We start from the raw sequence: 26982 nt of genomic DNA, 5'->3' as shown, positions 1-26982 counted from the left end.
ATTCGTAATTCGTAATTTAAAATTATTTGTTAATCAAATTGTTATTTCTTCTCTCTCGCTTGCACTAAAGCTTGTATCTGGATCTATTTGTTTTTCTAACTTTGGTGCTATTTCAGCTATTGTGGGTGACTCAAATAAATTTGCTACAGATAATCGGATAGCAAAAATATTCCGTATTCGGGATAAAACTTGAACGGCTATTAAAGAATCTCCTCCTAATTTAAAAAAGTTGTCATGGATTCCCACCTGTTTAATTCCTAATAATTCTTCCCATATATCGGCAAGTTTTTGCTCAATCTCATTACGGGGAGCTAGATAAGAAGTAGGCAAATCAGGTCTTGAGTGGAGTGCAGATAATTTTTCTGGCTGAAAAATATCCGGCTTTCTTTGTAATGAAATCTCTGATTGATGGTTATTCTGTTCTAGCCTAGATTTTATGCTAAATGCGGCTGATGCAGAAGCTTGAGCCAATGGCAATAATTTGACCACCTGTTCCAAACTTGAGTGCAAAATAGAGTTGTAGTAAGTATTTAAGGGAGATTTTGAATATGAGCCGTTGTTTCCTTTTTGGTAAACCAGTTCATTGAAAATCTCTAAGGGTTCTTGTTCAACAACAATAGCAGCTAAATTTTCACCACAGCGTTGTACTAAATCTAAATCTACTAAAGATGAAGTAGCAAACCTCACTCTAACTTCTTCTAAATGTTCATTAATATAATCTTGTGAACATGGTAGTAGCCCAGTAAATAACCCCTCCTGTTCCTGTAGTTGTCCTTGCTCAACTAATATTTGCAACCATCTAGAAAACAATTGCTGATAACGAGGAGAAATATGGCATTGCGTCAACAAATTCTCCAAAGAATACTTTTCTTCGGCATTGCTAAAAGCCCCTAATTGCCTGAATGCAGAGTTGATGTAGGCTGTACATAAACGATCCAACCACTGTATGTTTTCCTGATATGTTAACTCGTTGAGTTCTGCATTTCTAGTATTTGCTTGATTTTGACCTTCTTGTACAAGCGATGTCCATAATTGTGATGGTGTGGGTAATGCTTGCAACTTTCCCCAAGCTGTTTTTTGTGGGGGGTCAATCCAATAACGTTGGCGCTCAAAGGGATAAGTCGGTAAGGGAAGGCGGTAATGCTCCTGGTGACTATAGAATCCAAACCAATCTATATTGACTCCAGCCAGCCAGAGTTGACCTAATGTAGTGAATAAAACATGATTATCAGATTGCTTTTCTTGAGGATGACGTACCGAAGTCAACACCGTTTGTGCAGCTGCTTTGTCTGGATGTCTTTTGACTAATGTAGTCAATGTGTGTCCTGGCCCCACTTCTAGTAAGACTTGCTCAGGTGTTGCCAATAATTTCTCGACACCTTGGGCAAACAGCACAGTGGAACGCAGATGTTGAGCGTAGTAGTCGGGATTTGTGGCTTGGGTAACTGTAATCCAATTACCAGTCAGGTTGGAGATATAAGGAAGTTTTGGGGGATTTAAAGTAACTTTTTTGACTCGTTCTGCAAATGCCTTTAAGATTGGTTCCATCATTTGCGAATGGAAGGCATGGGAAGTATGCAGTCGGCGACATTCAATCCCTTGAGCAGCAAGCTGATTTTGTAGTGTATGTACTGCTGCTGTGGAACCGGAAACTACACACTGGGAGGGTTGATTAATCGCTGCAACAGAAAGTTCTTGCCCTAGTAGGGATTTTATCTTGTCTGCGGGCAGGGGAATTGAAAGCATTGCTCCAGTAGGCAGTTGCTGCATCATCTGTCCGCGTGCTGCTACCAGAGATAAGGCATCTTCTAGGGAAAAAACTTCTGCTAGAGTTGCTGCTACATACTCGCCAATACTGTGACCGATCGCAGCTTGTGGCTCCACTCCATAAGACTGCCATAATTTAGCTAGGGCGTATTCAATTACAAAAATAGCAGGTTGAGCAACGGCTGTTTGTTGAAGTTGCTTTGATGCTTCATCAATCTTTTGCTCACTGGGGTAAAGTATGTGACGTAAATCTAGCCCTAGTAAGGGTTTAAGAATTTCTGAGCAATAATCAACTTGTTCTTTAAATACTGTCTCAGTTTCATAAATTTCCCGCGCCATATTCACATACTGGGAACCTTGACCGGGAAACATAAAGACAACAGACCGTTCTGTAATCTCTGTATAATTGCTAAAAACTTGTTGTGCCTCTAAACTACCAAGAGTTTTGACAGCATCTTCTAAGCCTTGACAAATTAACATCCGTCGGTAATTAAAACCCCGCCGACCACTATTGAGGGTATAAGCTACATCACCTAAGTTCAGTTCTGGATGCTCTTTTAAATGCGTGATTAAATTAGCTGTTGCCTTTTCAAGCGCACTCGCAGTTTTAGCCGAGAGTACCAACAATTGATAATTTCTCCCCTGCTCACGCCAGTTGCTACAACGGAGGGAACCTCCGCAACGCACTGGCTCCCCTGCTTCCCTGCTCCCCTGCTCAAAAACAGGTGCTTCTTCTAAAATTACATGAGCATTAGTACCCCCGATACCAAAAGAACTAACTCCAGCACGGCGAGGAGTGTTGTTTGTTTTCCATTCAGTCAGGGTTGTATTGACGTAAAAAGGACTGTTGACAAAATCAATTTTGGGATTTGGTGTCTCGAAGTGCAAACTAGGAGGCAGCATTTTATTTTGCAGTGCTAATACAGTTTTAATCAAACCTGCCACACCTGCTGCTGTATCTAAATGTCCTAAGTTGGTTTTTAACGAACCAATAGCGCAAAAACCTTTTTTATCAGTACTTTGATTAAAAGCTTGAGTTAAAGCGGCAATTTCAATGGGATCTCCTAAAGGTGTAGCTGTCCCATGAGCTTCGATGTAGGAAATTGTTTCGGCATCTACACCAGCTATAGCTTGAGCCTCGGCAATGACTGCTGCTTGACCGCTAACACTAGGAGCAGTGAAGCCCACTTTCATTGCACCATCATTATTAATTGCCGAACCTTTAATGATTGCATGGATGTGGTCGCGGTCTGCGATCGCATCCTTTAATCTTTTCAATACCACAATCCCAGCACCGCTACTAGCAATTGTTCCTTGTGCCTTAGCATCAAAAGCACAGCAGTGTCCATCAGGAGAAAGAATCATTCCCTCTTGATGCAAATAACCTATTTTTTGGGGAATGCTGAGAGTAACTCCACCAGCTAAAGCCATGTCACATTCACAATTTAATAGACTTTGGCAAGCTAAGTGAACAGCAACCAAAGAAGTAGAACAGGCTGTTTGCACATTCACTGCTGTCCCAGTCAAGTTGAGCTTATATGCAACTCGTGTTGGCAAGAAATCTTTATCGTTGGAGATTATTAATTGCAGTGGATCAACTGTCTCTAATAATTGATGATGAGGGTAGAGATTGTTGACAAGATACCTGTTCATTCCCACACCAGCATAAACCCCTATTAACCCATTATAGGTATGCGGATCATAACCAGCCTTTTCTATTGCCTCCCACGCCAACTCTAAAAATAAGCGTTGTTGGGGATCTATTAACTCAGCTTCTTTCGCGCTATAGGCGAAAAAGTTTGCATCAAACAATTCAATATCTGATAAAACAGCATTAGCTTTTACATAATTAGGATTATTCAGTAAATCTAGAGAAACGCCAGAATTTATTAATTCTTCATCCGTCAACCTGGAGATAGATTCTACGCCATCACGCAAATTTTGCCAAAAAGAGTCAATATCTTTGGCTTCTGGGAACCTACCAGCAAGAGAAATTATTGCTATTTCATTATTGAAATCATTAATATTAATGGAATTTATCATAACTTTTTACCCTTTCTTTGAGAAAGATACTGCTGTCTAAGCTGTAATTGTTGATTCCTGAAAGCTTTGCTTTCACTTGGAGATTGAGGGCGAGAATTATTTTGTTTTAATGTATCTTCTTTATTAAGTTTAGTACTTAAGTATTGGCTTAGTCTATGTATAGTTGGGTAATTAAACATATCAACTATTGACACTTCCAAACCAAACTTTTCCTGTAATTGCTGATTAATTCGTACCAGTAGTAACGAATGACCTCCTAGTTCAAAGAAATTATTGTAAATTCCCACTTTTTCTACTTCCAGTGTTTTTTGCCAAATGCCAGCAATGATTCTTTCTACTTCAGTATTTGGCATTACATAATTTGATAGTTCCTGTTGTAAATCTGGAGCAGGCAAAGCGCGACGGTCTACTTTGCCGTTGGGTGTCAGGGGTAAGGACTCCAGCATCACAAAAACACTTGGCACCATATACCCAGGCAGTTTATCGTCAAGAAACTGACGCAGTTCGTCCGTTGTGGGTGTCATCTGTAAATGCGGCACTACGTAGGCGACTAAGCGCTTATTACCTGAAGTTTCTTCACGAGCAATGACACAACATATCTGCACATCATCATGTTGTCCCAGTAATGCTTCAATTTCTGCCAACTCGATGCGGAAGCCCCGAATTTTTACTTGATTGTCAATGCGTCCCAGGTATTCAATGTTGCCATCCGGTAGATAACGTGCTAAATCCCCAGTTTTGTATAGGCGCGAATGCAGCTCAGTGCTAAAGGGATTGAGGATGAATTTTTCAGTTGTCAGTTCGGGGCGGTTAAGGTAGCCTTTTGCCAATCCAACACCAGCAATATGTAACTCTCCTGGGATACCAACGGGAACTAATTGCAGGTTGCTATCTAGAATATAGATTTGAGTGTTAGCGATCGCTCGCCCAATACTCGGTGATATCTGTTCTTGCTCCTTGGCAACTACCAGTCCAGAAGTTGTAACAACAGTATTCTCAGTTGGGCCATAGTTATTCACTAGTTGGAAGGGGATTAAATCTGATGGATACTGATGAAGCTTATCTCCTCCAGTTAGTATGGTTCGCAAAGCCAAACTTTCACTTGGCCATTCCAAAGACAGTAATTCCTGTGCCAATGGTGTTGGCAGAAAACTGATAGTAATCTTCTTGGAAATCAACCAGTCTCGTAGCTTCACTAACGAGCTAAGGAACTCAGATTTGACTAAGTAGATACTTGCTCCTGCGGTCAGGTAAGGCCACAACTCCCATACAGCAGCATCAAATGCTGTTCCTGCTAGCTGAGTGGCTTTGTCTAAGGTCGTGATGTTAAAAGTGTTTTGATGCCAGAACACCAAATTTAATAATCCTTGATGAGCAATCAGCACTCCCTTGGGTTGACCCGTAGAACCGGAGGTATATATCACATAAGCCAAATTAGTTGCTTGTGTCTCAGTGATGAGATTATCCTGACTTGACTGAGAAATAAGCTGCCAGTCAGTATCCAAACAAACCAGCTTTGCTTGATGTTGGGACAGCCTATCAAGGAGTTTCTGCTGAGTCAGCAACACCGAAACTTGGGCATCTTCTAGCATAAAGTGCAAACGCTCAGTCGGATACTCAGGGTCAAGTGGTAGGTATGCCCCACCCGCCTTAAGAATACCTAATAGTCCCACCACCATTTCTATTGAGCGTTCCACACAAATACCCACCAGCATATCTGCGGACACTCCCAAAGACTTGAGGTAGTGCGCCAACTGGTTAGCACGACTATTCAACTCGTGGTAAGTCAGTTGTTGCTCTTCAAAAACAACTGCCACTGCATCAGGTGTACGCTGAACCTGCTCTTCAAACAACTGATGGATACATTTATCTAGTGGATAATCTACCTGAGTATCAGTCCACTCTACTAATAGTTGATGTTGCTCAACTTCTGTTAACAGTGGCAGTTGAGAAATTCGTTCCTCTGGGTTAGCAATAATACCTTCCAGCAATGTCAGAAAATGACCCGTCATTCGCTCAATGGTGGATGCATCAAACAAATCAGTGTTGTATTCCCACATCCCAACCAGTCCGGTGGCAGTGTTTTCCATTCCTAAAGTCAGATCAAACTTGGTAGTTGTACTTTTTACCACCAGTGGACTGACAGTTAACCCAGTCAACTCCAATTGTTGAGATATAGGAGCATTTTGGAGGACAAACATCACTTGAAACAGTGGTGTGTGACTGAGATCCCGTTCTGGCTGCAATGCTTCAACCAGCATTTCAAAAGGCAAATTCTGATGAGAGTATGCATCCATCGCCATTTCACGAACACGACCTAGTAATTCGCTAAAGCTAGGATTGCCAGCCAAATTGGTACGCATGACTAAAGTGTTGAGAAAAAAGCCAATTAACCCTTCTATCTCACTGCGATCGCGGTTAGCAATTGGCGAACCCACCAAAATGTCTTCTGTACCTGTATAGCGGTAAAGTAAGGTATCAAACGCTGCTAACAGCGTCATGAACAAAGTAACTCCTTGTTGCTGGCTTAGTTGCGTGAGTTTATCAGTTAATTCCTTTGAGAGCGCAAACTGTTGATATGCTCCTGCAAAAGTCTGCATAGATGGTCTAGGTCGGTCAGTAGGTAGTGACAACAAAGCTGGTGCGTTTGCCAGTTGTTGTTGCCAGTAACTCAATTGACTTTGTAGTACATCTCCTTGCAACCAATTTCGCTGCCAAATTGCGAAATCTGCGTACTGTATCGGCAGTGGTGTTAAAGGTGACGGTTCACCTTGAGAATAAGCATTGTACAAGGCTGCTAGCTCTTGAACAAACACACCCATTGACCAGCCATCGCTAACTATGTGATGCATACAGACTAATAAGGCGTGTTCTGTCTGGGACAGCACTACTAATGTTGCCCTAACTAATGCTTCATTTGCTAAGTCAAAGGGTTGTTGCGCTAATTGCTGTGAAGCTATTTTTTGCTCGGTTGTAGATAAATGCTTTAAGTCAATAACTGAGAGTGGGCAATTTAGTTGTGTTTGAATGATTTGAGAAGGTTTTCCATCAACGATGACAAAGTTGGTGCGTAACGCTTCGTGGCGATGAACAATTTCTTGTAAGCTTTGTTCTAAGGCAGTTCGATTAAGAGTTCCGACTAAACGCAAAGCTATGGGGAAGTTGTAGAAGGCGCTGTTTGGGTTTAACTTGTCTAAAAACCATAGCCGTGTTTGGGCATAAGACAGTGGTAATTCTGCATCCTCCGCCCTTGGTACGATGGGTGATGCTGTTAATTCTAAATCCTGTTGCTGCGATCGCTGAATGTTTTGGGACAATTCAGCAACTGTTGGTGCAGCAAATAAGCTACGCAATGGTAGTTCTACTTTCAAGCTGGTACGCACACGGGAGATGAGTTGCGTTGCTAGTAATGAGTGTCCTCCAAGTTCAAAGAAGTTATCATATACGCCTACTTGCTCTACTTTCAGAACTTGCGCCCAAATTAGCGACAGGATTTCTTCGATTGGGTTACGTGGGGCAACATATTTGTCCAATAATTGGCTATGTAAATCAGGTGCAGGCAAAGCGCGGCGGTCTAGTTTACCGTTGGGGGTAAGCGGTAAAGCTTCCAAGATAACGATCGCACTTGGCACCATATATTCTGGTAACTTTGACTTCAGGAAGCTACGCACAAAGCTGACTGTGAGCGCCTGTTCTTTTTGAGGCACAATGTAAGCGACTAAGCGTTTGTTCCCAGGAATGTCTTCACGGGCGATCGCACAAGATGCTTGCACATCAAGTTGGCTCAGTACTGCTTCAATTTCTCCCAACTCGATGCGGAAACCTCGAATTTTCACCTGATTGTCAATACGCCCCAAGTATTCAATATTGCCATCGCTTAAATAGCGTGCTAAGTCCCCTGTTTTGTAAAGGCGATCGGAATTAAAGGTTTCCCCTCTGCTCCCCTGCTCCCCTGCTCCTCTGCTTCTTTTAAAGGGGTTAGGGATGAATTTCTCAAGTGTTAACTCTGGTCGGTTGAAGTAGCCTTGCGATAAAAGGACACCAGCAATGTACAATTCTCCTGGTACACCAACGGGTACAGGCTGTAAGAACCTGTCCAGAATGTAAATTTGCGCGTTGGCAATGGGACGACCAATGGAAGGAAGTAGCGGCCAAGTCTCCACTGAATTAGTCAGAGTAAAACTGGTGGCTAAATGGCTCTCTGATGGCCCATAGTGATTGTGCAATGTACAATCAGTTAGTTTGCTTAACCATTGGGAAATAGCGGGAGTAATCTGCAACTGTTCCCCAGCAGTAATGATTTCCCGCAAATGACTATTAACTAATTCACCACCAATAGCAACTTCAGCTAGTTGCTGTAAGGCAACAAAGGGGAGAAACATTCTTTCAATTGCTTTTTGTTGGAGAAAACCTAACAAAGCTGATGTATCTCTGCGTAATTCCTCCCCAATTAAGAACAATGTGCCTCCAGAACACCAGGTAGTGAATATTTCTTGGAAGGAGACATCAAAGCTAATAGAAGCAAATTGTAGGGTTTTTGCTCCATGAGGAATTTTCAGATTTTCTCGATGCCACAAGATCAGATTGCTAAGGGCAAGCTGATTCATGGCTATACCTTTAGGTTGACCTGTAGAACCAGAAGTATAAATTATATAAGCTAAGTTATTTGCTTGTACGTCGGAGATGGGATTGTCCTGACCCGATTGGGAAATCAGTTGAGCGTCAGTATCCAAATAGACTTGGTGAGCTTGATGCTGGGGCAATCTATCAAGAAGTGACTGCTGAGTTAGCAACACCCTAACTTGAGCATCTTCTAAAATAAAGCTCAAACGCTCAAGCGGATATTCTGGGTCTAGTGGCACATAGGCAGCACCCGCTTTGAGAATCCCCAGAAGTCCTACGACCATCTCTAAAGAACGCTCTACACACAGACCAACCAGGATATCAGACCCTACACCCAAAGACCGCAAGTAGTTCGCCAACTGGTTAGCGCGGTAGTTTAATTCATAGTAAGTCAGTTGTTGATCTTCAAATACAACTGCGTTCGCGGAGCGTGCGATTAGCGCAATCGCATCGGGTGTACTATCCACCTGTTTCTCAAACAACTGATGGATGCACAAATCTTGTGGATAATCTACCTGAGTATCGTTCCACTCGACAAGTAACTTTTGTTGTTCCGGTTGTGTCAGCAGTGTTAATTGGGAAATTCGCTCCTCTGGGTTAGCAATAATACCTTCAAGCAAGGTCACAAAATGACCAGTCATTCGCTCAATAGTACTGGCATCAAACAAGTCAGTGTTGTACTCCCACACCCCTACCAAACCAGTAGGAGAGTTCTGCATTATTAAGGTTAAATCAAACCTTGAAGTTGTACCTTTTATTGGCAATGAACTGACAGTTAGCCCAGTCAGTTCTAATCCAGATGTGGGTGCATTCTGGACGACAAACATTACTTGAAACAGTGGTGTATGGCTAAGATCCCGTTCTGGCTGCAATGCTTCTACCAGCATTTCAAAAGGCAAATGCTGATGCGAGTACGCCTCCATTGCCATTTCTCGAACACGACTTAGTAATTCGCTAAAACTGGGGTTGCCAGCCAAGTCAGTACGCATAACTAAAGTATTGACAAAAAAGCCAATTAACCCTTCGATTTCGCTGCGATCGCGGTTAGCAATTGGCGAACCCACCAGAATGTCTTCTGTACCTGTGTAGCGGTAAAGCAGCGTATCAAACGCTGCTAACAGCGTCATGAACAGAGTCACCCCTTGCTCTTGGCTGAGTTTTGCCAGCTTACTAGTTAGTCCTTCAGAAAGTGCAAACTCTTGATGTGTCCCTTGGTAAGTTTGCACAGCCAATCTTGGTCGGTCTGTGGGTAGCGACAATAAGGTTGGAGCCGAAGCCAATTTTTGTTGCCAATAATTCAATTGGCTTTGTAGTACTTCTCCTTGCAACCACTGTCTTTGCCACAGTGCAAAATCTGCATATTGAATCGGCAGTGGCGCTAATGGTGACGGCTGACCTTGAGAATAAGCATTGTAAAGTGCTGCTAGTTCTTGAAGAAACAAACCAATTGACCAGCCATCAGAGACTATGTGGTGTATACATATTAACAGTATGTGTTCTGTCTCGGATAGCACTACTAATGTTGCTCTTACCAATGCTTGTGTTGCTAACTCAAAGGGTTGAATAGCTTGTTGTTGCACTAATTGCTGTGAAGCTATTTCTTGTTCAGTTGTAGATAAATGCTTCAAATCAACAACTGAAACTGTCCAATTCGTTTCTTTTTGAATGATTTGTGTTGCTTGTCCATCAACCGTAATGAAATTAGTACGTAACGCTTCGTGGCGATGAATAATTTCTTGGAAGCTTTGTTCTAATGCGGCAACTTCTACAGTTCCTGCTAAACGCAAGGCTATGGACATATTGTAGAAGGGACTGTTTGGCTCGAATTGGTCTAAAAACCACAGACGCTGTTGAGCATAAGACAGTGCTAATTGTGCATTCTCCGCCCTTGGTAAGATAGGTGGTGCAGACAGTTGTAAGTCTTGTTGCTGTAATTGTTCAATTTCTCGTGCTAATTCGGCTAGTGTGGCGGCGGCAAACAACTCTCGCAATGGTAGTTCCACTTTGAAAATGTTGCGGATGCGTGAAACTAATTGTGTTGCTAATAGTGAGTGTCCCCCAAGTTCAAAGAAGTTATCATGTATGCCTACCTGTGGCAGTTGCAGTACTTGTGACCAAGTTTGCGCCAGTATTTCTTCAATTGGAGTACGTGGGGCTACATATTTATCTTTGATTTCGCTGGATAAATCCGGTGCGGGTAAAGCGCGACGGTCTACTTTGCCGTTAGAAGTGAGTGGCATTGATTCCAATATTACAAAAGCACTTGGCACCATGTAGTCTGGTAGCTTTGCTTTCAGGAATTGCCGCAGTTCATTGGTTGTGGGTTTAGAGTGCTGATGTGGCACTACATAGGCGACTAAGCATTTATCCCCCGTCGTACCTTCGCGGGCAATAACACAAGATGCCTGCACGTCCTCACATTGGTTCAGTAATACCTCAATTTCTCCCAATTCGATGCGGAAACCTCGTATTTTTACTTGGTTATCAATTCGCCCGATGTATTCAATTGTACCATCTGGTAAATAACGCGCTAAATCTCCAGTTTTATATAATTTTGAATTGTCAAAGGGGTTGGAAATGAATTTTTCTTTTGTCAACTCTGGACGGTTCAAGTAGCCTCGTGCCAAGCCCAAACCAGCAATATGCAATTCTCCGGCTACACCTACAGGAACTGGTTGCAGATGCTCGTCTAAAATGTAGATTTGTGTGTTGGCGATCGCACGACCAATCGGTACTGTCCTAAGATTTCCATCTGGAAAGCATTGCCAGTAGGTAACATCAATTGCCGCTTCTGTTGGCCCATATAGATTGTGCAATTCACACTCTAACCGAGCAAAAAAGCGTTCCTGAAGTTCTACAGGCAAAGCTTCACCACTACATATAACTCGTTTCAAGCTACGGCAATTTTCGAGACTTGGTTCTTCTAAGAAAACCTGGAGCATAGAAGGAACAAAATGCACATGAGTAACCTGCTGCTCTAAAATTAGGTTGACCAAGTAAGCACTATCTTTATGTCCTCTTGGTTTAGCTACAACTAAACGCGCTCCATTCAACAATGGCCAGAAGAACTCCCAAACTGACACGTCGAAGCTAAAAGGAGTTTTCTGTAAAATGCAATCTACTGCTGTTAATTGATAAGCTTGTTGCATCCACAACAGGCGATTGCAAATCCCCAAGTGAGTGTTCATTGCTCCTTTGGGCTTGCCAGTAGAACCGGATGTGTAAATCACATAAGCCAAGTTACTAGCTTGTACAGTAGTAATTGGATTTTCCTGACTGAACTGAGAAATAAATTGCCAATCAGTATCTAAATATACAACCTGCCCTTGATGCTGAGGTAACTTTTCTTTGAGCTGCTGTTGTGTCAGCAGCACTCCAACTTGAGCATCTTCTAGCATGAAGCTCAAGCGATCGCTAGGATAGTCTGGGTCAAGTGGCACATAAGCCCCACCCGCCTTAAGAATCCCTAACAGTCCTACTACCATCAAGAGCGATCGCTCCAGACAAATACCCACCAGCACATCTGCTCCCACTCCCAAAGACTGCAAGTAATGTGCTAACTCATTTGCGCGACAATTTAACTGCTGGTAAGTCAGTTGTTGGTTTTCAAACACCACCGCTACAGCATCGGGTGTAAGCGCTACTTGCTCCTCAAACAACTGATGGAGACATTTATCAAGGGGATAATCTGCTTGAGTATTGTTCCACTCAACCAATAATTGTTGTTGCTCAACTTCTGTCAACAGGGGCAATTGAGAAATGGATTGTTGTGGTTTAGCAATAATACTTTCAAGCAATGTCACAAAATGACCCGTCATTCGCTCAATAGTGCTGGCATCAAACAAGTCAGTGCTATACTCCCACACACCCACTACTCCAGTAGCAGTATTTTCCATTGACAAGGTAAGATCAAACTTGGAAGTTGTACCTTCTATCAACGTTGAACTGACACTTAACTGATTTAACTCAACGGTCGATATGGGCGCATTCTGAAGTGTAAACATCACTTGGAATAGCGGTGTATGGCTAAGATCCCGTTCTGGCTGTAATGCTTCCACTAGCATTTCAAAAGGCAAATGCTGATGCGAGTATGCCTCCATTGCTATTTCGCGGACACGAGTCAGTAATTCGCTAAAACTGGGGTTGCCTGCTAAGTCAGTACGCATGACTAAAGTATTGACAAAAAAGCCAATTAACCCTTCTATTTCACTGCGATCGCGGTTAGCAATGGGAGACCCCACCAAAATGTCTTCTGCACCTGTGTAACGGTAAAGTAAGGTATCAAACGCTGCCAAAAGTGTCATGAACAAAGTCACCCCTTGTTTCTGACTCAGTTGTGTCAACCTACCAGTGAGTTCAGCAGAGAGGGCAAACTTTTGATATGCACCAGCAAAAGTCTGCACAGCAGGTCTGGGCCGGTCTGTGGGCAGCGACAATAGAGATGGTGCGTTTGCCAGTTGTTGTTGCCAGTAAGTTAGTTGGTTTTGCAGTACATTTCCTTGCAACCACTCTCTTTGCCAGATAGCAAAATCTGCATACTGAATTGGTAGCGGTGCTAAAGGTGACGGCTGACCTTGAGCATAAGCATCGTACAGCGCTGCTAGTTCTTGAACAAACACACCCATTGACCAGCCATCACTGACAACATGATGCATACACACTAACAATATGTGTTCTGTCTCCGACAGCACTAGTAATGTTGTCCTGATTAATGCTCCGTTTGCCAGGTCAAAAGGCTCAATAGCTTGTTGTCGCGCTAATTGCTTTGAAGCTATTTCTTGCTCGTTTGTAGATAAATCCTTGAAGTCAACAATTGATACAGTCCCCTGTTCCCTGTTCCCTGTTCCCTGTTCCCTTCTCGTTTGAATAATTTGAGAAGGTTTTCCATCAACTGTAATAAAGTTGGTGCGTAAGGCTTCGTGGCGATGAATAATCTCTAGTAAGCTTTGTTCTAGGGCTGGTTGATTCAAATTTCCTACTAGACGCAAAGCCATAGGAATGTTGTAAAAGGCGCTGTTCGGCTCTAACTGATCTAAAAACCATAGACGCTGTTGAGCATAAGACAGTGGTAATTCTGCATCCCTCACCTTTGGTAAGATAGGTGGTTCAGAGAGTTCTAAGTCTTGTTGCTGTAACTGCCTAATTGATTGTGCTAATTCCGCTACTGTCGCTCTTGCAAACAACTCACGTAATGCTAGTTCCACTTTAAAAACGTTGCGGATGCGTGAAACTAATTGTGTTGCTAGTAGCGAGTGTCCACCAAGTTCAAAGAAGTTGTCATGAATGCCTAAAAGCTCTACTTTCAGCACTTGTGTCCAAAGGAGTGCCAGCATTTCTTCTATTGGGTTACGAGGTGCAACAAATTTATCTTGTTGTTCGCTATGTAAATCCGGTGTGGGTAAGGCACGACGGTCTACTTTGCCGTTGGGAGTAAGCGGCAGTGACTCCAAGATAACTATTGCATTTGGCACCATGTAATCTGGAAGTTTTGCTTTGAGGAATTGCCGCAGTTCGCTGATTGTGAGTTTACAATCCTGATGTGCTACCACATAGGCGACTAAACGTTTATCACCAGGGGTATCTTCCCGGACAATGACACAAGATACTTGCACATCACCATGTTGGCTCAGGACTGCTTCGATTTCGCTCAACTCGATGCGGAAACCACGTATTTTTACTTGATTGTCAATACGTCCTAAGTATTCAATATTGCCATCTGCTAAATAGCGTGCCAAATCCCCCGTTTTATATAATTTACTCCCTTCTACTTTCTGCCTTCTGCCTCCTGCCGACGCTCGCGGACTCGCTACCGCTGCGCTATCCTGCCTCCTGCTTCCTGCCTTCTCAAACGGATTGGGGATGAATTTCTCTTTTGTCAATTCAGGGCGGTTGAAGTAGCCCTGTGCTAATCCTGCTCCACCAAGATATATTTCTCCTGGCACACCTACTGGTACAGGCTGTAAGTTTTGGTCAAGGATGTAGATTTGCGTATTAGCGATCATCCGACCAATGGGAATAGTTGTAGCTGTCGTTGCTAAGTCCTCTACCAAATACCAAGAAGAAAAAGTGGTGTTCTCTGTTGGCCCATACACATGGAGCAAGTGTTGAGGAGCGCCTTTATCTAGCACTTCCAGCACCCATTTGGGATCAACCGCTTCACCACCAAATAGTAGATATCGTAGAGAACTAAATGCTTGCGGGACAACACTGGCTAACTGATTGAATAAAGCTGTAGTTAAAAATAAGACACTGACTTGATGCTCGCGGATATTGACAGCAAATTCTTCTGGGATCAGCAATACGGATTTAGTAATAATGACTAGCTTGGCTCCGTGCAGCAATGCTCCCCAAATCTCAAAGGTAGCTGCATCAAAAGCAATATTTGCCGCTTGAGCAACGCATTCATCATCTGTTAACTGTATATAGTTGGTGTTTAACACCAGTCGATTGACGGCCTGATGAGTGACGGCGACTCCCTTGGGTGTACCTGTAGAACCGGAGGTGTAAATCACATAAGAGAGGTTTTCTGCCCTGACTGTGCTATTGAGATTATCCTGATTTGCTTGGCTAATGCTGTGCCAGTCGGTATCTAAGCATACGACACGGGCTTGATGTTGAGGAAGAGATTCAACTAATTTCTCTTGAGTCAACAGCACTTTTACTTGAGTGTCTGTGAGCATGAAGCTTAAGCGTTCAGCAGGATACTCAGGATCAAGTGGCACATAAGCCCCACCCGCCTTGAGAATCCCCAATAGTCCCACCACCATCTCTAAGGAACGTTCTACACACAAACCCACCAGCACATTTTCACCCACACCCAAAGATTGTAAGTAATGGGCTAATTGGTTAGCGCGACAATTCAACTGCTGGTAAGTCAATTGTTGATTTTCAAACACAACTGCTACAGCATCGGGTGTGCTATCTACTTGCTCCTCAAAGAACTGATGGATACATTTATCTTGGAGATAATCTACACCTGTATCATTCCACTCAACTAATAACTGCTGTTGTTCAATTTCTGTCAGCAGAGGTAATTGCCAAATCTGCTCTTGAGGATTAGCTACAATGCCTTCAAGCAAGGTCATAAAATGCCCTGCCATACGCATGATTGTACTAGCCTCAAACAAGTCAGTATTGTATTGCCAGCAGAGTTGCAATACTCCCTGAGCTTCCATCGCCATTAAATTCAGATCAAAGTCTGCACCCCTTTGATGTCCCAGCAAGTATGGTTTTATCTCAAGCAGTTGTTCTCCACTGTGCAAAGAATTTTCTGTTGGTTCACACCAACGGTGTGCTTGCCAAGTAAAACTAACTTGACATAAAGGAGAACGACTGGGATCTCGTTGTGGCTGGAGTTGTTCTGCTAACAAAGAAAAAGGGTAATCTTGATGCTTTTGGGCTTCTCTAACTGTCTTGCTGACTTGAGCGAGAAATTCTTTGAACGTGGCGTTTTCCTGGACAGAAACTCGTAAAACGTTCAGGTTAACGAAGTAGCCGACAATCTCTTTAAACTCTCTACCCCACCTACCTCTCATCGGGCTTCCTATGAGGATGTCTGTTTGATTGGTGTAGCGGTAAAGTTGCACGTAAAATGCTGCTAGCAGAATCTGATAAAGGCTTGTTCTAGAGACTAGAGCTAGATGATTGAGTTTTTGAATTAACTGTTCATCTAGCTTTGAAATATGTGTTGCTCCTTGAGAAGTCTTTACCGGGGGGCGGGGTTTATCTACAAGCAAATTCAAAATTGGCAATTCGCCAGCTAATTGTTGTTGCCAGTATTGCCAAAGTTTTTCTCCCCTGGAACTAGATAGCATTTCTGACTGCCAGCGGACAAATTCTAGATAAGATTTATTCTTGGTAAAAGAATCTGCCGCCTCTGTCTGCTCTTGACTAACTTGCTCAATTTCATCAGCATACAAAGCTTTAAATTCACTCAGCAGTAAATCAAAAGACCACATATCACCTGCAATGTGGTGCATTGTTAGTAAGAGAATGTGTTCTTCTGCTGAACGAGTAAATAAATTAACTCTCAAAACTGAATCTTTTTCTAAGTTAAAAGGGCGGTCAGTTATAGCAAATATTTTCTCTTTTAATTGGTTTTCACTCCAATTCTTGGCATCTATTACCTCAAGATTAAATTTATGTTGTTGATTAACTTGCTGAACGGGTTTGCCTTCATGAATAGTATATGTGGTTCGGAGAATAGGATGGTGTTCAATAATTTTTCCCCATACACGATTGACAGCAGCAATATTTAAATATGAATTAATTTTTACGGTAATAAATATATTATAAGCAACACTCTCTGAAGCAATTTGGTAGATAAACCACATTGCTTCTTGACCAGAAGAGAGTGGATACATTATTTTTATAATTCCATCCATTGGAACTCCTTAAAATACTGATAATTTTGGTTATAACAATACAAATAATGCGCGAGCAGAGGTCTTTTTATCTCAAAAAAGTTTCCAAAAATAGATGGATTTAGCTCGCTTTAGCACTCTTATTATTGGCGGTGTGAAAACAGCTTGTACTGGCTAATATATAGCTGGTTAGAAGAAGACAAATTTTGTTCTTACGAGAATGAAATTAGCTAAATATAATTTTTCTCAAACTGAGTTGAGATGAATTAAGAAATAGCCATCAAAATAAATTCTCAATAACTTAAACTATTTTTGTAATCTAAACCTCTTGGGTATCGGTAAAATTTTCTGGGCTAAGTTCATTTTTCAATTTGAGTTTTAGCTCCTCAGTAATCGGTAAATCTTTAATCTCCTTGAGGAGAACTTGAACAGATTCGTTTTTGCTACGTTCTTTATAAATAGCCTTAACAATGGATTCAAGCCCATATCCTGCTACAGCATCCCCTACAACTGTTATTAGACCAAGCAGGGCTATACCTCCAACGACACCAAACGGCCCTCCTAATGCTGTAAGAGTAGCTGCAATGGCGGCAGAACTACCTCCTGATGTAACCGTTAAAATCACGAGAATTATACCAGGAAGACCTAGACCAGCAAGTTTTTTAACGATTTCGTCCATTGTAATTACCTAAAATCCTTACATTCTTGGTTAAAACATTAATAGGGGTACGAGATTAAATTTTAGTAAATAAAACTTTTCTAACAAGATATAACAAGATATATAAGAGCTATTACCACTCAAATTAAGTTAAGACTATATAATTTTATCTTTTTTTACTCTTGATTTGATGACTAAGTTATTAATAAACGCTAGCTTTACACATAACTCTTAACTAATAAATCATCTCAGCTTTATCAACAAAATGCAATAGGGTTAAAACAGTTAAGTAAAAAGTTAACTGGACAGTTAAGACAGTTAACTGTCCAGTTAACTTTATTAACTGGACAGTTAAGACAGTTAAGACAGTTAACTGGACAGTTAAGACAGTTAAAATACTAAATAAAAATAATTATTAACTTTAACTTCTTGATAATTTCACAAGCTTAGGGTCATAACTCTAACACCAGAGCAAGAAGTCAAAACCCGGCTTCTGCCCCGAAGTAAGAGCCACCTTGAGTTGGAAGAATCCGCCCAGGTTGGATATTTGACCTCGCTATAATGGCCTTATGCGACCATTGTTGTCCCCATATTCAGATTCCAAAACATTTAGATCAACCGTTAGAACAGCTAACTGGCGATAAATTGCAACATATGCTGGAGAAAGCAGAGTTAGTAATGGCGTAATTGTTCTCATTCCAGGCGATCGCTTGACAACTGCGATACCTACAGCGGGCTACGCCTCTCACCACATTCTCAACAATCCCCATTAAATCAATGCAACCCACAATATCAATCCCCCAACACTGGGGCTACCCGCGCTTTGTTTTGGAACAGCGTACTAAGGACGGCATCATTCTGGGGCTTCAATAGTACCCATCTGGGCGACCTCCACCAGCCGCATTGATTCTAATTTTTTGGCTTTCCTGTTTGGCTTTAATTCGTAGGGGCACGGCAGTGCCGTGCCCCTACCGGTGTACCTCACGTAAACGAGAACCGCTATATAATTAAAAACCATAATTAATACTGAAAAATGGTAAGCACTCAATTAAACGTTTTACCATTTTTCTTTTCCTAAGTTAATATTTCGGACAAGTCTAAAATTTGGTCTTGAGATTATCCCGCCACCTGCTACATCTTCGCAGGTATAAGCTAATATAACTATAAGCGATCGCAGTTAGACACCAAATGACAGTGCTGGAAAATCTGAGAGGAGCGATCGCTAACTACAAGCCTTAACGCAAGCCTATTACTATAAAATTAATATTTGCATTGGATAGTTTCTAGGTGAAAACGACTAAATGCTCTAGCTGCTTCAGGAATTAGCTCAATGTACCAATATCCATTGATTTCATCTGGAAACCAACTAATTATTGCAAGTGCTGGCTGCCCAAATTCGCCAGATTTTACTCCAAAGAAATTGCAAAATTTTTCACCTAAATGACCAATTTGACCAGCAGAATCACCGTCATATCCCGCAGCTTCAGATAACTCCCAAGTACGTAATCTGCGATTGTCCTTCATAAAATAACAATGCTGATACAACTTATTCAAGATCGCTTTGTGTCCCGCATTCAACTCAATTAAAAATTAATAATGTAAAATTAAAAATTGCAAGACGCTCGTGGACTCGCTAACGCTGCGCTATCAGTGGGGGCTTGTACCCAGAATTAATTAAAAATTATTATTTCTTTCAATTTTTAATCTTTAATTTTTAATTAAAACTGGTCAATCCCTGATAAATTGAGTGGAATGCTTCTAGATATTTTTCCTCTGAAGGAATACAACGTTCAAAATCTTTCAAAACTCTATTCTTCCCCTTTTGATTTGCCAGAATGTGAAAACTTGGTGGCAATGAGTGAATATCATCTTTTGCCCACCTTATGGAGAGGATAAAACTGTATATATAACCTTTGATCTCAAATGATAATTTAATTTACGTAATTAATAAATTTATTAAAAAATCGTTTAGAGACATTTTAGCTTCTACTTACTGGAATGTCTTTCCCAAAGATCCTAGTATTTAATATTGCTTAATCTAATGAATTTTAGCCCTGATTAGCAGGTAAGATTTTAATTGGGATTAACCAAAAATTGCTCTGTTATGTGTATTGAATTTGGGCGGGAAATCTGCGGCAATCTTGACACCGCAGAGTCGCGGGAGTGGTTAGTTACTAACGGTATTGGTGGTTATGCTTCTGGGACTGTGGCTGGTTTATTGACCCGCCGCTATCACGGTCTATTGGTAGCAGCATTGAAACCACCTCTGGGTCGTACATTACTGCTGGCAAAACTAGATGAAACTGTCCTGTATGATACTCGCTCTTATTCTCTAGACACCAATCGTTGGGCTGATGGTATTGTCAGTCCCCAGGGTTATCAAAATATTGAACGTTTTTCTCTGGAAGGTACAATTCCTGTATGGCGTTTTGCTGTTGCTGATGCCTTGTTAGAAAAACGGGTGTGGATGCAACAAGGCGCTAACACAACCTATGTTCAATATACTCTGCGTCGTGCCACCCAACCGCTGAAGTTGACGCTCAAAGCAATGGTCAACTACCGTGATTATCACAGCGATACTCAAAGCAATGATTGGCAGATGTCTGTTGAGCAGGTAGAACAGGGGATTGGTGTAACTGCTTATCCAGGTGCTGTACCACTGTATCTACTGAGTGATTCGCCTAAAGGCGATGCCTATGGCGGCAAGCTACGCAACGCTTCACGCCCTAGTGTATCTTTTGTCCACAATTGGTATCATGGTTTTGACTTAGCAGTTGAACGCTATCGGGGATTGAGAGATAAAGAAGACCACCTCCACGCCGCCACCTTTGAAGTTACACTGAATTCTGGAGAAGCGATCGCCTTTGTAGCCACCACAGAAAAGCAACCAAATCTCAATGGTGAAGCTGCACTAAAGTTACGTCGCGCTCAAGAGCAAAAGTTAACAGGATTTTGGAAAACTAATCGACCCCTGAAAACTAAGGAATCACCTAGCTGGATCAACCATCTAGTACTAGCTGCTGACCAGTTTATTGTTGATCGCCCAGTACCAGAAGACCCCCACGGCAAAACCATCATCGCTGGTTATCACTGGTTTAGCGACTGGGGACGCGACACAATGATTAGTCTACCTGGTTTGACAATTTCCACTGGTCGCCCAGAGGTAGCACGCTCAATTCTTCGCACCTTTGCCAGATATGTAGATCAAGGAATGTTGCCAAATCGCTTTCCTGATGCGGGTGAGCAACCAGAATATAATACAGTCGATGCCACCCTCTGGTATTTTGAAGCAGTCCGCGCCTACTACAGCGCTACGGATGATGATACTTTGCTTAGTGAACTCTTTCCCATACTTGCAGACATCATTGATTGGCACTGTCGCGGTACACGCTACAACATCCACCTCGATGCAGCCGATGGTTTACTTTATGCAGGCGTTGCTGGTGTGCAACTGACCTGGATGGATGCCAAAGTTGATGATTGGGTAGTAACGCCCCGAATTGGCAAACCGATTGAAGTTAATGCCCTCTGGTATAATGCTTTACGGACAATGGCAAAATTTGCCCGTCAGCTTGGTAAACCACACCAAGAGTATGAGGCAATGGCAGACCGGGCAAAGTATAGATTTTCTCGCTTCTGGAATGACGAGACAGGTTATTGCTATGACGTTCTAGATAGTCCTGATGGTGATGATGCGTTATTGCGTCCTAACCAAATATTTGCTGTGTCATTACCAGAAAGTCCACTCACACCTGCCCAGCAAAAGGGTGTGGTGGAAGCTTGCGGGCAAATGCTGCTGACTTCTTATGGGTTGCGATCGCTAGCCCCTGATCATCCTCAGTACCAGGGTAAATACGGTGGCAATCAGTATCAACGTGATGGAGCTTACCACCAGGGGACAGTTTGGGGTTGGTTGTTGGGGCCGTTCGTCTTAGCACACTTGCGCGTCTACAAAAATCCTGAACAGGCTCGTCAATTTTTGGAACCAATGGCTAATCATCTCACTGCACACGGTGTTGGCAGTCTCAGCGAAATTTTTGATGGTGATGCCCCGATGACTCCACGGGGATGTATTGCTCAAGCATGGACAGTGGCTGAGGTTTTGCGTGCTTGGTTAGCGACGGAGATTTGATGCGGGGAATAACTATCGACTCGTTACCTATCACCCCACCCAAAGTTGAGCAAAACGTTCAGCCGTCCATCCAACAATATTTGATATCATGTCCGGTAAAAGACTTATCATTAAGACCGCAGGGGGCAGGGAGCAGGGGGAAAGAGAGTTTTAAGATTTTTGCATAGATGCCCTGAATAATAACTAATTAAGCGGACATGATATGATACCTGCCCATCACCAATTTCTACGATTCACTTAGTACCATCTTTACACTTTATCTTGAGATTAAAGTAGTCGCTAGGAAAAAGAAATTTCACAACACCTCAACTGAATGTACAGCTAACTTGTTATTATGCTGAAAATCTATGTCCATAATAATCCATGCTAAAACTTAATATAAATTTTTAACAGGATTAAGCAGGACAAGCTACTTTCAACCCTTAAATACAATCAAGAGTATAAAATTAAAGCAGATGGGAGTACAAATTTTAAGGTAATTCTCAGCGGAAATTAATTTAATTAGTAGTAAATGCATTTAAATTATTACTAGAAAAAGATTTGTGGAGTTAAGAAGGCAATGAAATAAAAATATTCAGCAATCTTTTTGGAATTTCTGCCCTTTTCACTGTAGATATGCAATAAAGGTAAGTTCAAATCAGCTATAACTAAAGATGTAGTGGTTGACAGTAACTTTACATTTAGCAGTCTGATTTTATTGATAAAGCCTTTTTCTTTTTCTACATCTAAAGTGCAACCAGAACAGTGAAGCAAATCAAAAAGAATTGGATAAATATAGACCCATTTTCCTTACAGTCACGCCTCACGGTTGGCATTGCTGGTTTTTCAGCTTTGGTATTAGGTAGCCTTGCTACATGGACTAGTTGGAGAATGCAGCGAATTTTAGTTGATAGTCATAAATATAATATAGAACAAATCGCCCAACGCTTGCCGCAAGATGTGCAAATTTATAGTGAAATGATGCAACCTGAAACTGGATTGCAAAAGGCTATTAATAATTTGGCAAATACCAATACATTATTATGGCTAAAAAGTCCTGATAATAAAATTTTAGTAAAATCTGCGCCTTTGGATTTGTTATCTGATACTACGGTAGCTGAGTTAATGTCCCTGACTAAGATGCCGATTAAACCACAAGTTTACAAAGTGAACCAAAGCTACTTTGTTTTATGCGGTAGTTCTGTGCAAGTGCAGGGTAAGTTACTCGGTGAATTATTTGTAGTAAAGGATATTACCCGCGAACAAAGAATGTTTGTGGTAATGGTGCAGAGTTTAGGGATTACTAGTATTTTGGCAATTCTTGTATTAACATCTGCGATCGCATTTTATATTAAGCGCTCTTTGCAACCTCTGCGTCAGCTAAATCAAATGGCTTCTGTGATTTCTGCTGAAGATTTAGGACAAGCGCAGTTATATTTTGATAATGCACCAAGCGAAGTTAAAGAATTAGCTCAAACCTTAACTATGCTGTTATCGCGTCTCTCCCAGTCATGGAAGCAAGAACGAGAATTTGTAAGTAATGTTTCTCACGAATTACGCACACCCTTGACGATTGTACATGGTTATTTGCAAAGCGTCTTGCGAAGACAGAATAACTTAACCCAAACCCAACAAGAAGCTTTAGAAACTGCTGCATCGGAAGCTGAACGAACTATCCGCTTATTACAAGATTTACTTGATTTAGCACGAGCAGATAGTGGTTACTTGTACTTTCAAATGAAATCTTATGTGCTAAATGACTTGGTTGAAGAAGTTGTAATGATGGCAGAAAACTATAGCGATCGCATCATTACAATCGAGTCCAAAATTTACCCAATTGAGGTAAAAGCAGACTACAGCCGCCTCAAACAAGTATTATTAAATTTGATTGATAATGCTATTAAGTATTCTGAAGCTGATACACCTATAATTTTTAAATTAAATCAACATCAAGACAAGGCAATTATTCAAGTTTGTGACGAAGGCTATGGCATTCCTTTGCAACAGCAAGCACGGATCTTTGAGAGATTTTACCGTGTAGATGAATCCCGCTCTCATACTACTGGGGGTTGTGGTTTGGGTTTATCGATTGTTAAGACGCTTGTAGAAGGTATGGGGGGTAGTGTAAGTGTTCAATCAAAGTTAGGGGAAGGGAGTATATTTACAATCAGTTTACCTACATATAGCCCTTCTATCTGAATGGCATTTCTTTGTCGGAGCAGTCTCGCATTTTTGAACCCTTGTACCAAGTTGATCCGTCCCGCGCTCGTTTGACTGGCAAAGCAGGCTTAGGTTGATATATTGTGAAACACCTAGCAAAGGTATGGGAGGCAAAATTGCCGTCCTTGCAGAGCCAGGTTATGGTAGCACTTTTATTCTCACATTACCTGCTTTAGGAGCAAAAATATGACAGCACATATCCTTTTAGTGGAAGATGAAATCAAACTGGCGCGATTTGTCGAATTAGAACTTAATAGCGAAGGATATCAAGTAAGTGTAGCCCATGATGGTATTGCTGGTTTAACCCTGGCGCGAGACTCATCGCCAGATTTAGCGATCCTGGATTGGATGCTACCAGGGTTGACAGGTTTGGAAATTTGTCGCCGTTTACGGACAACAGGCAGTACAGTACCAGTAATTTTGTTGACAGCAAAAGATGAAGTGAGCGATCGCGTCGCAGGATTAGATGCGGGAGCCGATGATTATGTAGTTAAGCCCTTCAGCATTGAGGAATTACTAGCTAGAATTCGCGCTCATCTCCGTCGCACGCAAGAAACAGAAGAGGATTTGTTGCAATTTGAAGATTTAAGCTTAAATCGCCGCACCCGTGAAGTTTTTCGGGGAAAACGAAGCATTGAGTTAACAGCAAAAGAGTTTGACTTATTAGAATACCTCCTCTCACATCCCCGTCAGGTGTTTACTAGAAACCAAATTTTAGAGAAAGTTTGGGGTTACGACTTCATGGGTGATTCTAATATTATTGAGGTTTATATTCGTTATTTGCGACTCAAGTTAGAAGACAATAATGAAAAGCGTTTGATTCATACACTCCGTGGTGTAGGTTATGCACTGCGGGAGCAATCGTAATGACTTGGTGATTTCGGCAAAAAGGAACATATTAACGACAAAAAGAGGATTATGAATAAAAAATGGGCTGTTAAACGACTGACAATAAATCTCACAACTGAGGAAATGAAGAAACTGGAATCCTACTGTGCTTTAACAGGAAGACCAGCAACAGACGTAGTTCGAGAACTGCTCCGAACTCTTGAGGTTGACAATGCTGAAAACCCTGAGATGGAAACAGCAGACTCAACAAGAACAGTTGGCAGTTGGTCAAAATCACAGTAACTATTCCTACCAAATCTTAGAAATCTGCCACCCTGATTTGCCGACAGGTAACACTAATAGACGATCAGGCATCGGCAAGTTGGGTTTTCTATTCTTTTGGTATAATTTTTGCTGTTTCATCTAGATGTCCGCAAAACTAATCCCACCAACCGTTCTGGTATGGCGGTGACTCTTAATTGCGGGACAAGTGAGGGGGTTAAATGCCCCCTCAGATCATATTGCTTAAAAAACTTATTGTTTAGGCTGACGTTTAGAGTTGTCTGTAGCAAGATCCGGCAGCGTGTGGCAGAGACTCTTACGCAAAAAGATTTTAATGAAAAGTGATTAGCCGGACTTGGTATCAAGTCTAGTAAGCTAATCGTCATTTAAATTGCACGATTTTTATGGTAATAAAAGCTGCAAACCCTCTCCCCTGCTCCCTGCCCCCTGCCCTCCTGCGATCTCAATGTGCAAATTAAATGCTTAACAGCTTACGTAGCGCGCGATCGTTAAGCATGAAAGAAAGCACTTCCCCTTCACTACTTATGTTTAACTAATCATCCCTCAGGTAACATCTTTTTCCTTTGGCATGTCTTAACAAGGATATATTGTGGGCATCATAATCCCAAGCTGAATACATCAGCTAGCAGCCAGAAAACTCTTTGGCAGCAAGTTTTTGATTTACAACTATAGTATCGTCCTATGGCAGATAGTTTTAGACGTTATCTCTTTGTTTCTCGATATAGTTTGTACACTAAGTTGATTTTGGGATGCCTACAGATTCAATTGGGAGTAATCTGTAGCGTAAGTATTTGGATATTATCAGAAGCTAAGTTACAAGCTGCCCAAGCACATCAAACCTGGAAATCAACTCCAGAATTGACCGAGCAAGTCACTAAAGTAAATCCTGAGTCAGCAGAGCGATACTCAAAATTTAGAACTCACAGAGATTTGAAAGCAGGAGCTTTGGCTGTTGGCTTTGCTAAGGGCGAACTAGAATTTTCGATGCCGCTCCCCTATCGATTAAAGCCAACACCTATTTTGATTGCGGCACCCGAAAACTTCAATCCTGATCTGCGATTACCGCCAGCGCTACCCCAAGCACCGCTACCCGAACCACCACAGAATTCTAGCCCAGCAACAACTTCCACTGAACCAGAAACGCCAGATGCAGTTTTGGAAAGTCTTCATACTGACTATCGCTATGACACAGACAACTTTGGCCAAACCAATTTCTTTTTTGAACCAACGCTTCAGTTTCGATTGAATAATGGCAATAAAATATTTTTCAAGACAGGTTTTAACTTCTTTGAGCAACGCGGGGTTGAATCAGTAACGAATTTTCCCTTACAAGTTGGATGGCAGGGAAAAATTGGGCAAGTGACTCTGCAAACAGCGGCCGGAGTCGATGTGTTCAATCGTTTACCTACAGCTATCAATCTCAATGCTAAGGTGGAGGTTCCGATTTCGCCGCCGCAAGTTTCGTCATCCGGTCAATTGCTATCGGTAGTAGTACTATCAGGTAATTTAGAACAAGGGCCTTATAAATCGAATGCTCGAACTTTAGACAATCAAATTACTGCTTGGCGATTTGGGCCTGATTTATACTGGCAGATTAACCGTAACACTAGCTTGTTTTCATCATTGCGTTTGGGTAGTTACAACGATAATAATTCCGAGGTGCAGTCATTTAGTAGGCTAGAGCGCAAGTTCGGACAGTTTTCTCTGGCAGCTAACTTATTCAGTTGGAGTTTTGATCGCGATTTAGAACGCACAAGTGGCTATTTTTCCCCACCAGATTTTCTGGTTTACAACGCTGAGGTGGCTTGGGAAGGAGATATTGCTAAGTTCTTACGCTGTCGCCTCGCTGCTAACTTAGGACAGCAGCGACTTAAAGGAGAATTTGACAACGCCTATACCTATCAAACGCGCTGTACAGCAAAGGTTTCACCAAATATAGAGGCAGACCTCGGCTATAGCTTTAGTAATGTCCGAAATCAAGAAACTGGCGGAAGTGCCTACGGTGGTAATTCCTTGACAGGACAGTTGCGGGTCAAATTTTAGGGGGCAGGGGGTAAACCTTATAA

At 41.9% G+C, this 26982-nt stretch carries 10 protein-coding genes; 6 read left to right on the top strand and 4 right to left on the bottom strand.

The features are described from left to right. Positions 1–33: 33 nt before the first annotated feature. The 3 genes from H6G92_RS20685 to H6G92_RS20675 form a co-directional block, all read right to left on the bottom strand. Positions 34–3810 carry a type I polyketide synthase gene (locus H6G92_RS20685; protein WP_190895478.1) on the bottom strand — a complete coding sequence of 1259 codons (3777 nt, stop codon included), beginning with the start codon at positions 3808–3810 and terminating at the stop codon, positions 34–36. After that, entirely contained in the window at positions 3807–16817 is a 13011-nt protein-coding gene (locus H6G92_RS20680; RefSeq protein ID WP_190895477.1) for a non-ribosomal peptide synthetase, read from the bottom strand. Before H6G92_RS20680 ends, H6G92_RS20685 begins: the two co-directional genes overlap by 4 nt. Positions 16818–17115: 298 nt before the next feature. After that, complete coding sequence (locus H6G92_RS20675) at positions 17116–17475, bottom strand: hypothetical protein (protein ID WP_190895476.1); 360 nt, start codon at positions 17473–17475, stop codon at positions 17116–17118. Positions 17476–18015: 540 nt separating this feature from the next. Here H6G92_RS20675 and H6G92_RS40400 point away from each other — a divergent pair. Beyond that, entirely contained in the window at positions 18016–18141 is a 126-nt protein-coding gene (locus H6G92_RS40400; protein WP_277926765.1) for a hypothetical protein, read from the top strand. A gap of 573 nt (positions 18142–18714) precedes the next feature. Here the strand turns inward: H6G92_RS40400 and H6G92_RS20670 are convergent. Beyond that, the gene (locus H6G92_RS20670; protein ID WP_190895475.1) at positions 18715–18978 is read right to left on the bottom strand and encodes a hypothetical protein; all 264 of its coding nucleotides are present in this window, start codon (positions 18976–18978) and stop codon (positions 18715–18717) included. A gap of 580 nt (positions 18979–19558) precedes the next feature. Between H6G92_RS20670 and H6G92_RS20665 the strand changes: the two genes are divergently transcribed. The 5 genes from H6G92_RS20665 to H6G92_RS20645 all read left to right on the top strand — a co-directional run bounded on the left by H6G92_RS20665 (position 19559) and on the right by H6G92_RS20645 (position 26959). Further along, positions 19559–21586, top strand: coding sequence for an amylo-alpha-1,6-glucosidase (locus tag H6G92_RS20665; RefSeq protein WP_190895474.1), 2028 nt, complete (start codon positions 19559–19561; stop codon positions 21584–21586). Between the two features lie 744 nt (positions 21587–22330). Then, entirely contained in the window at positions 22331–23764 is a 1434-nt protein-coding gene (locus H6G92_RS20660) for a sensor histidine kinase (RefSeq protein WP_190895473.1), read from the top strand. A gap of 207 nt (positions 23765–23971) precedes the next feature. Further along, positions 23972–24652, top strand: a complete 681-nt coding sequence (locus H6G92_RS20655) for a response regulator transcription factor (RefSeq protein WP_190895472.1) — start codon at positions 23972–23974, stop codon at positions 24650–24652. Positions 24653–24703: 51 nt separating this feature from the next. After that, on the top strand, positions 24704–24916 hold the full coding sequence (locus tag H6G92_RS20650) for a CopG family transcriptional regulator (RefSeq protein ID WP_190895471.1): 213 nt from the start codon (positions 24704–24706) through the stop codon (positions 24914–24916). A gap of 681 nt (positions 24917–25597) precedes the next feature. Continuing rightward, complete coding sequence (locus H6G92_RS20645; RefSeq protein WP_190895470.1) at positions 25598–26959, top strand: hypothetical protein; 1362 nt, start codon at positions 25598–25600, stop codon at positions 26957–26959. The last annotated feature ends 23 nt before the right edge of the window (positions 26960–26982 follow it).

The sequence above is a fragment of the Nostoc foliaceum FACHB-393 genome (genome assembly GCF_014698505.1).
Lineage (GTDB): Bacteria > Cyanobacteriota > Cyanobacteriia > Cyanobacteriales > Nostocaceae > Nostoc > Nostoc foliaceum_A.
This window is presented reverse-complemented; position numbering and strand designations above follow the sequence as displayed.

Coding starts and splice junctions, on each gene's coding strand:
- H6G92_RS20685 (WP_190895478.1), bottom strand. CDS start 3,810: ATGATAAATTCCATTAATATTAATGATTTCAATAATGAAATAGCAATA.
- H6G92_RS20680 (WP_190895477.1), bottom strand. CDS start 16,817: ATGGATGGAATTATAAAAATAATGTATCCACTCTCTTCTGGTCAAGAA.
- H6G92_RS20675 (WP_190895476.1), bottom strand. CDS start 17,475: ATGGACGAAATCGTTAAAAAACTTGCTGGTCTAGGTCTTCCTGGTATA.
- H6G92_RS40400 (WP_277926765.1), top strand. CDS start 18,016: ATGGCCTTATGCGACCATTGTTGTCCCCATATTCAGATTCCAAAACAT.
- H6G92_RS20670 (WP_190895475.1), bottom strand. CDS start 18,978: ATGAAGGACAATCGCAGATTACGTACTTGGGAGTTATCTGAAGCTGCG.
- H6G92_RS20665 (WP_190895474.1), top strand. CDS start 19,559: ATGTGTATTGAATTTGGGCGGGAAATCTGCGGCAATCTTGACACCGCA.
- H6G92_RS20655 (WP_190895472.1), top strand. CDS start 23,972: ATGACAGCACATATCCTTTTAGTGGAAGATGAAATCAAACTGGCGCGA.
- H6G92_RS20650 (WP_190895471.1), top strand. CDS start 24,704: ATGAATAAAAAATGGGCTGTTAAACGACTGACAATAAATCTCACAACT.
- H6G92_RS20645 (WP_190895470.1), top strand. CDS start 25,598: ATGGCAGATAGTTTTAGACGTTATCTCTTTGTTTCTCGATATAGTTTG.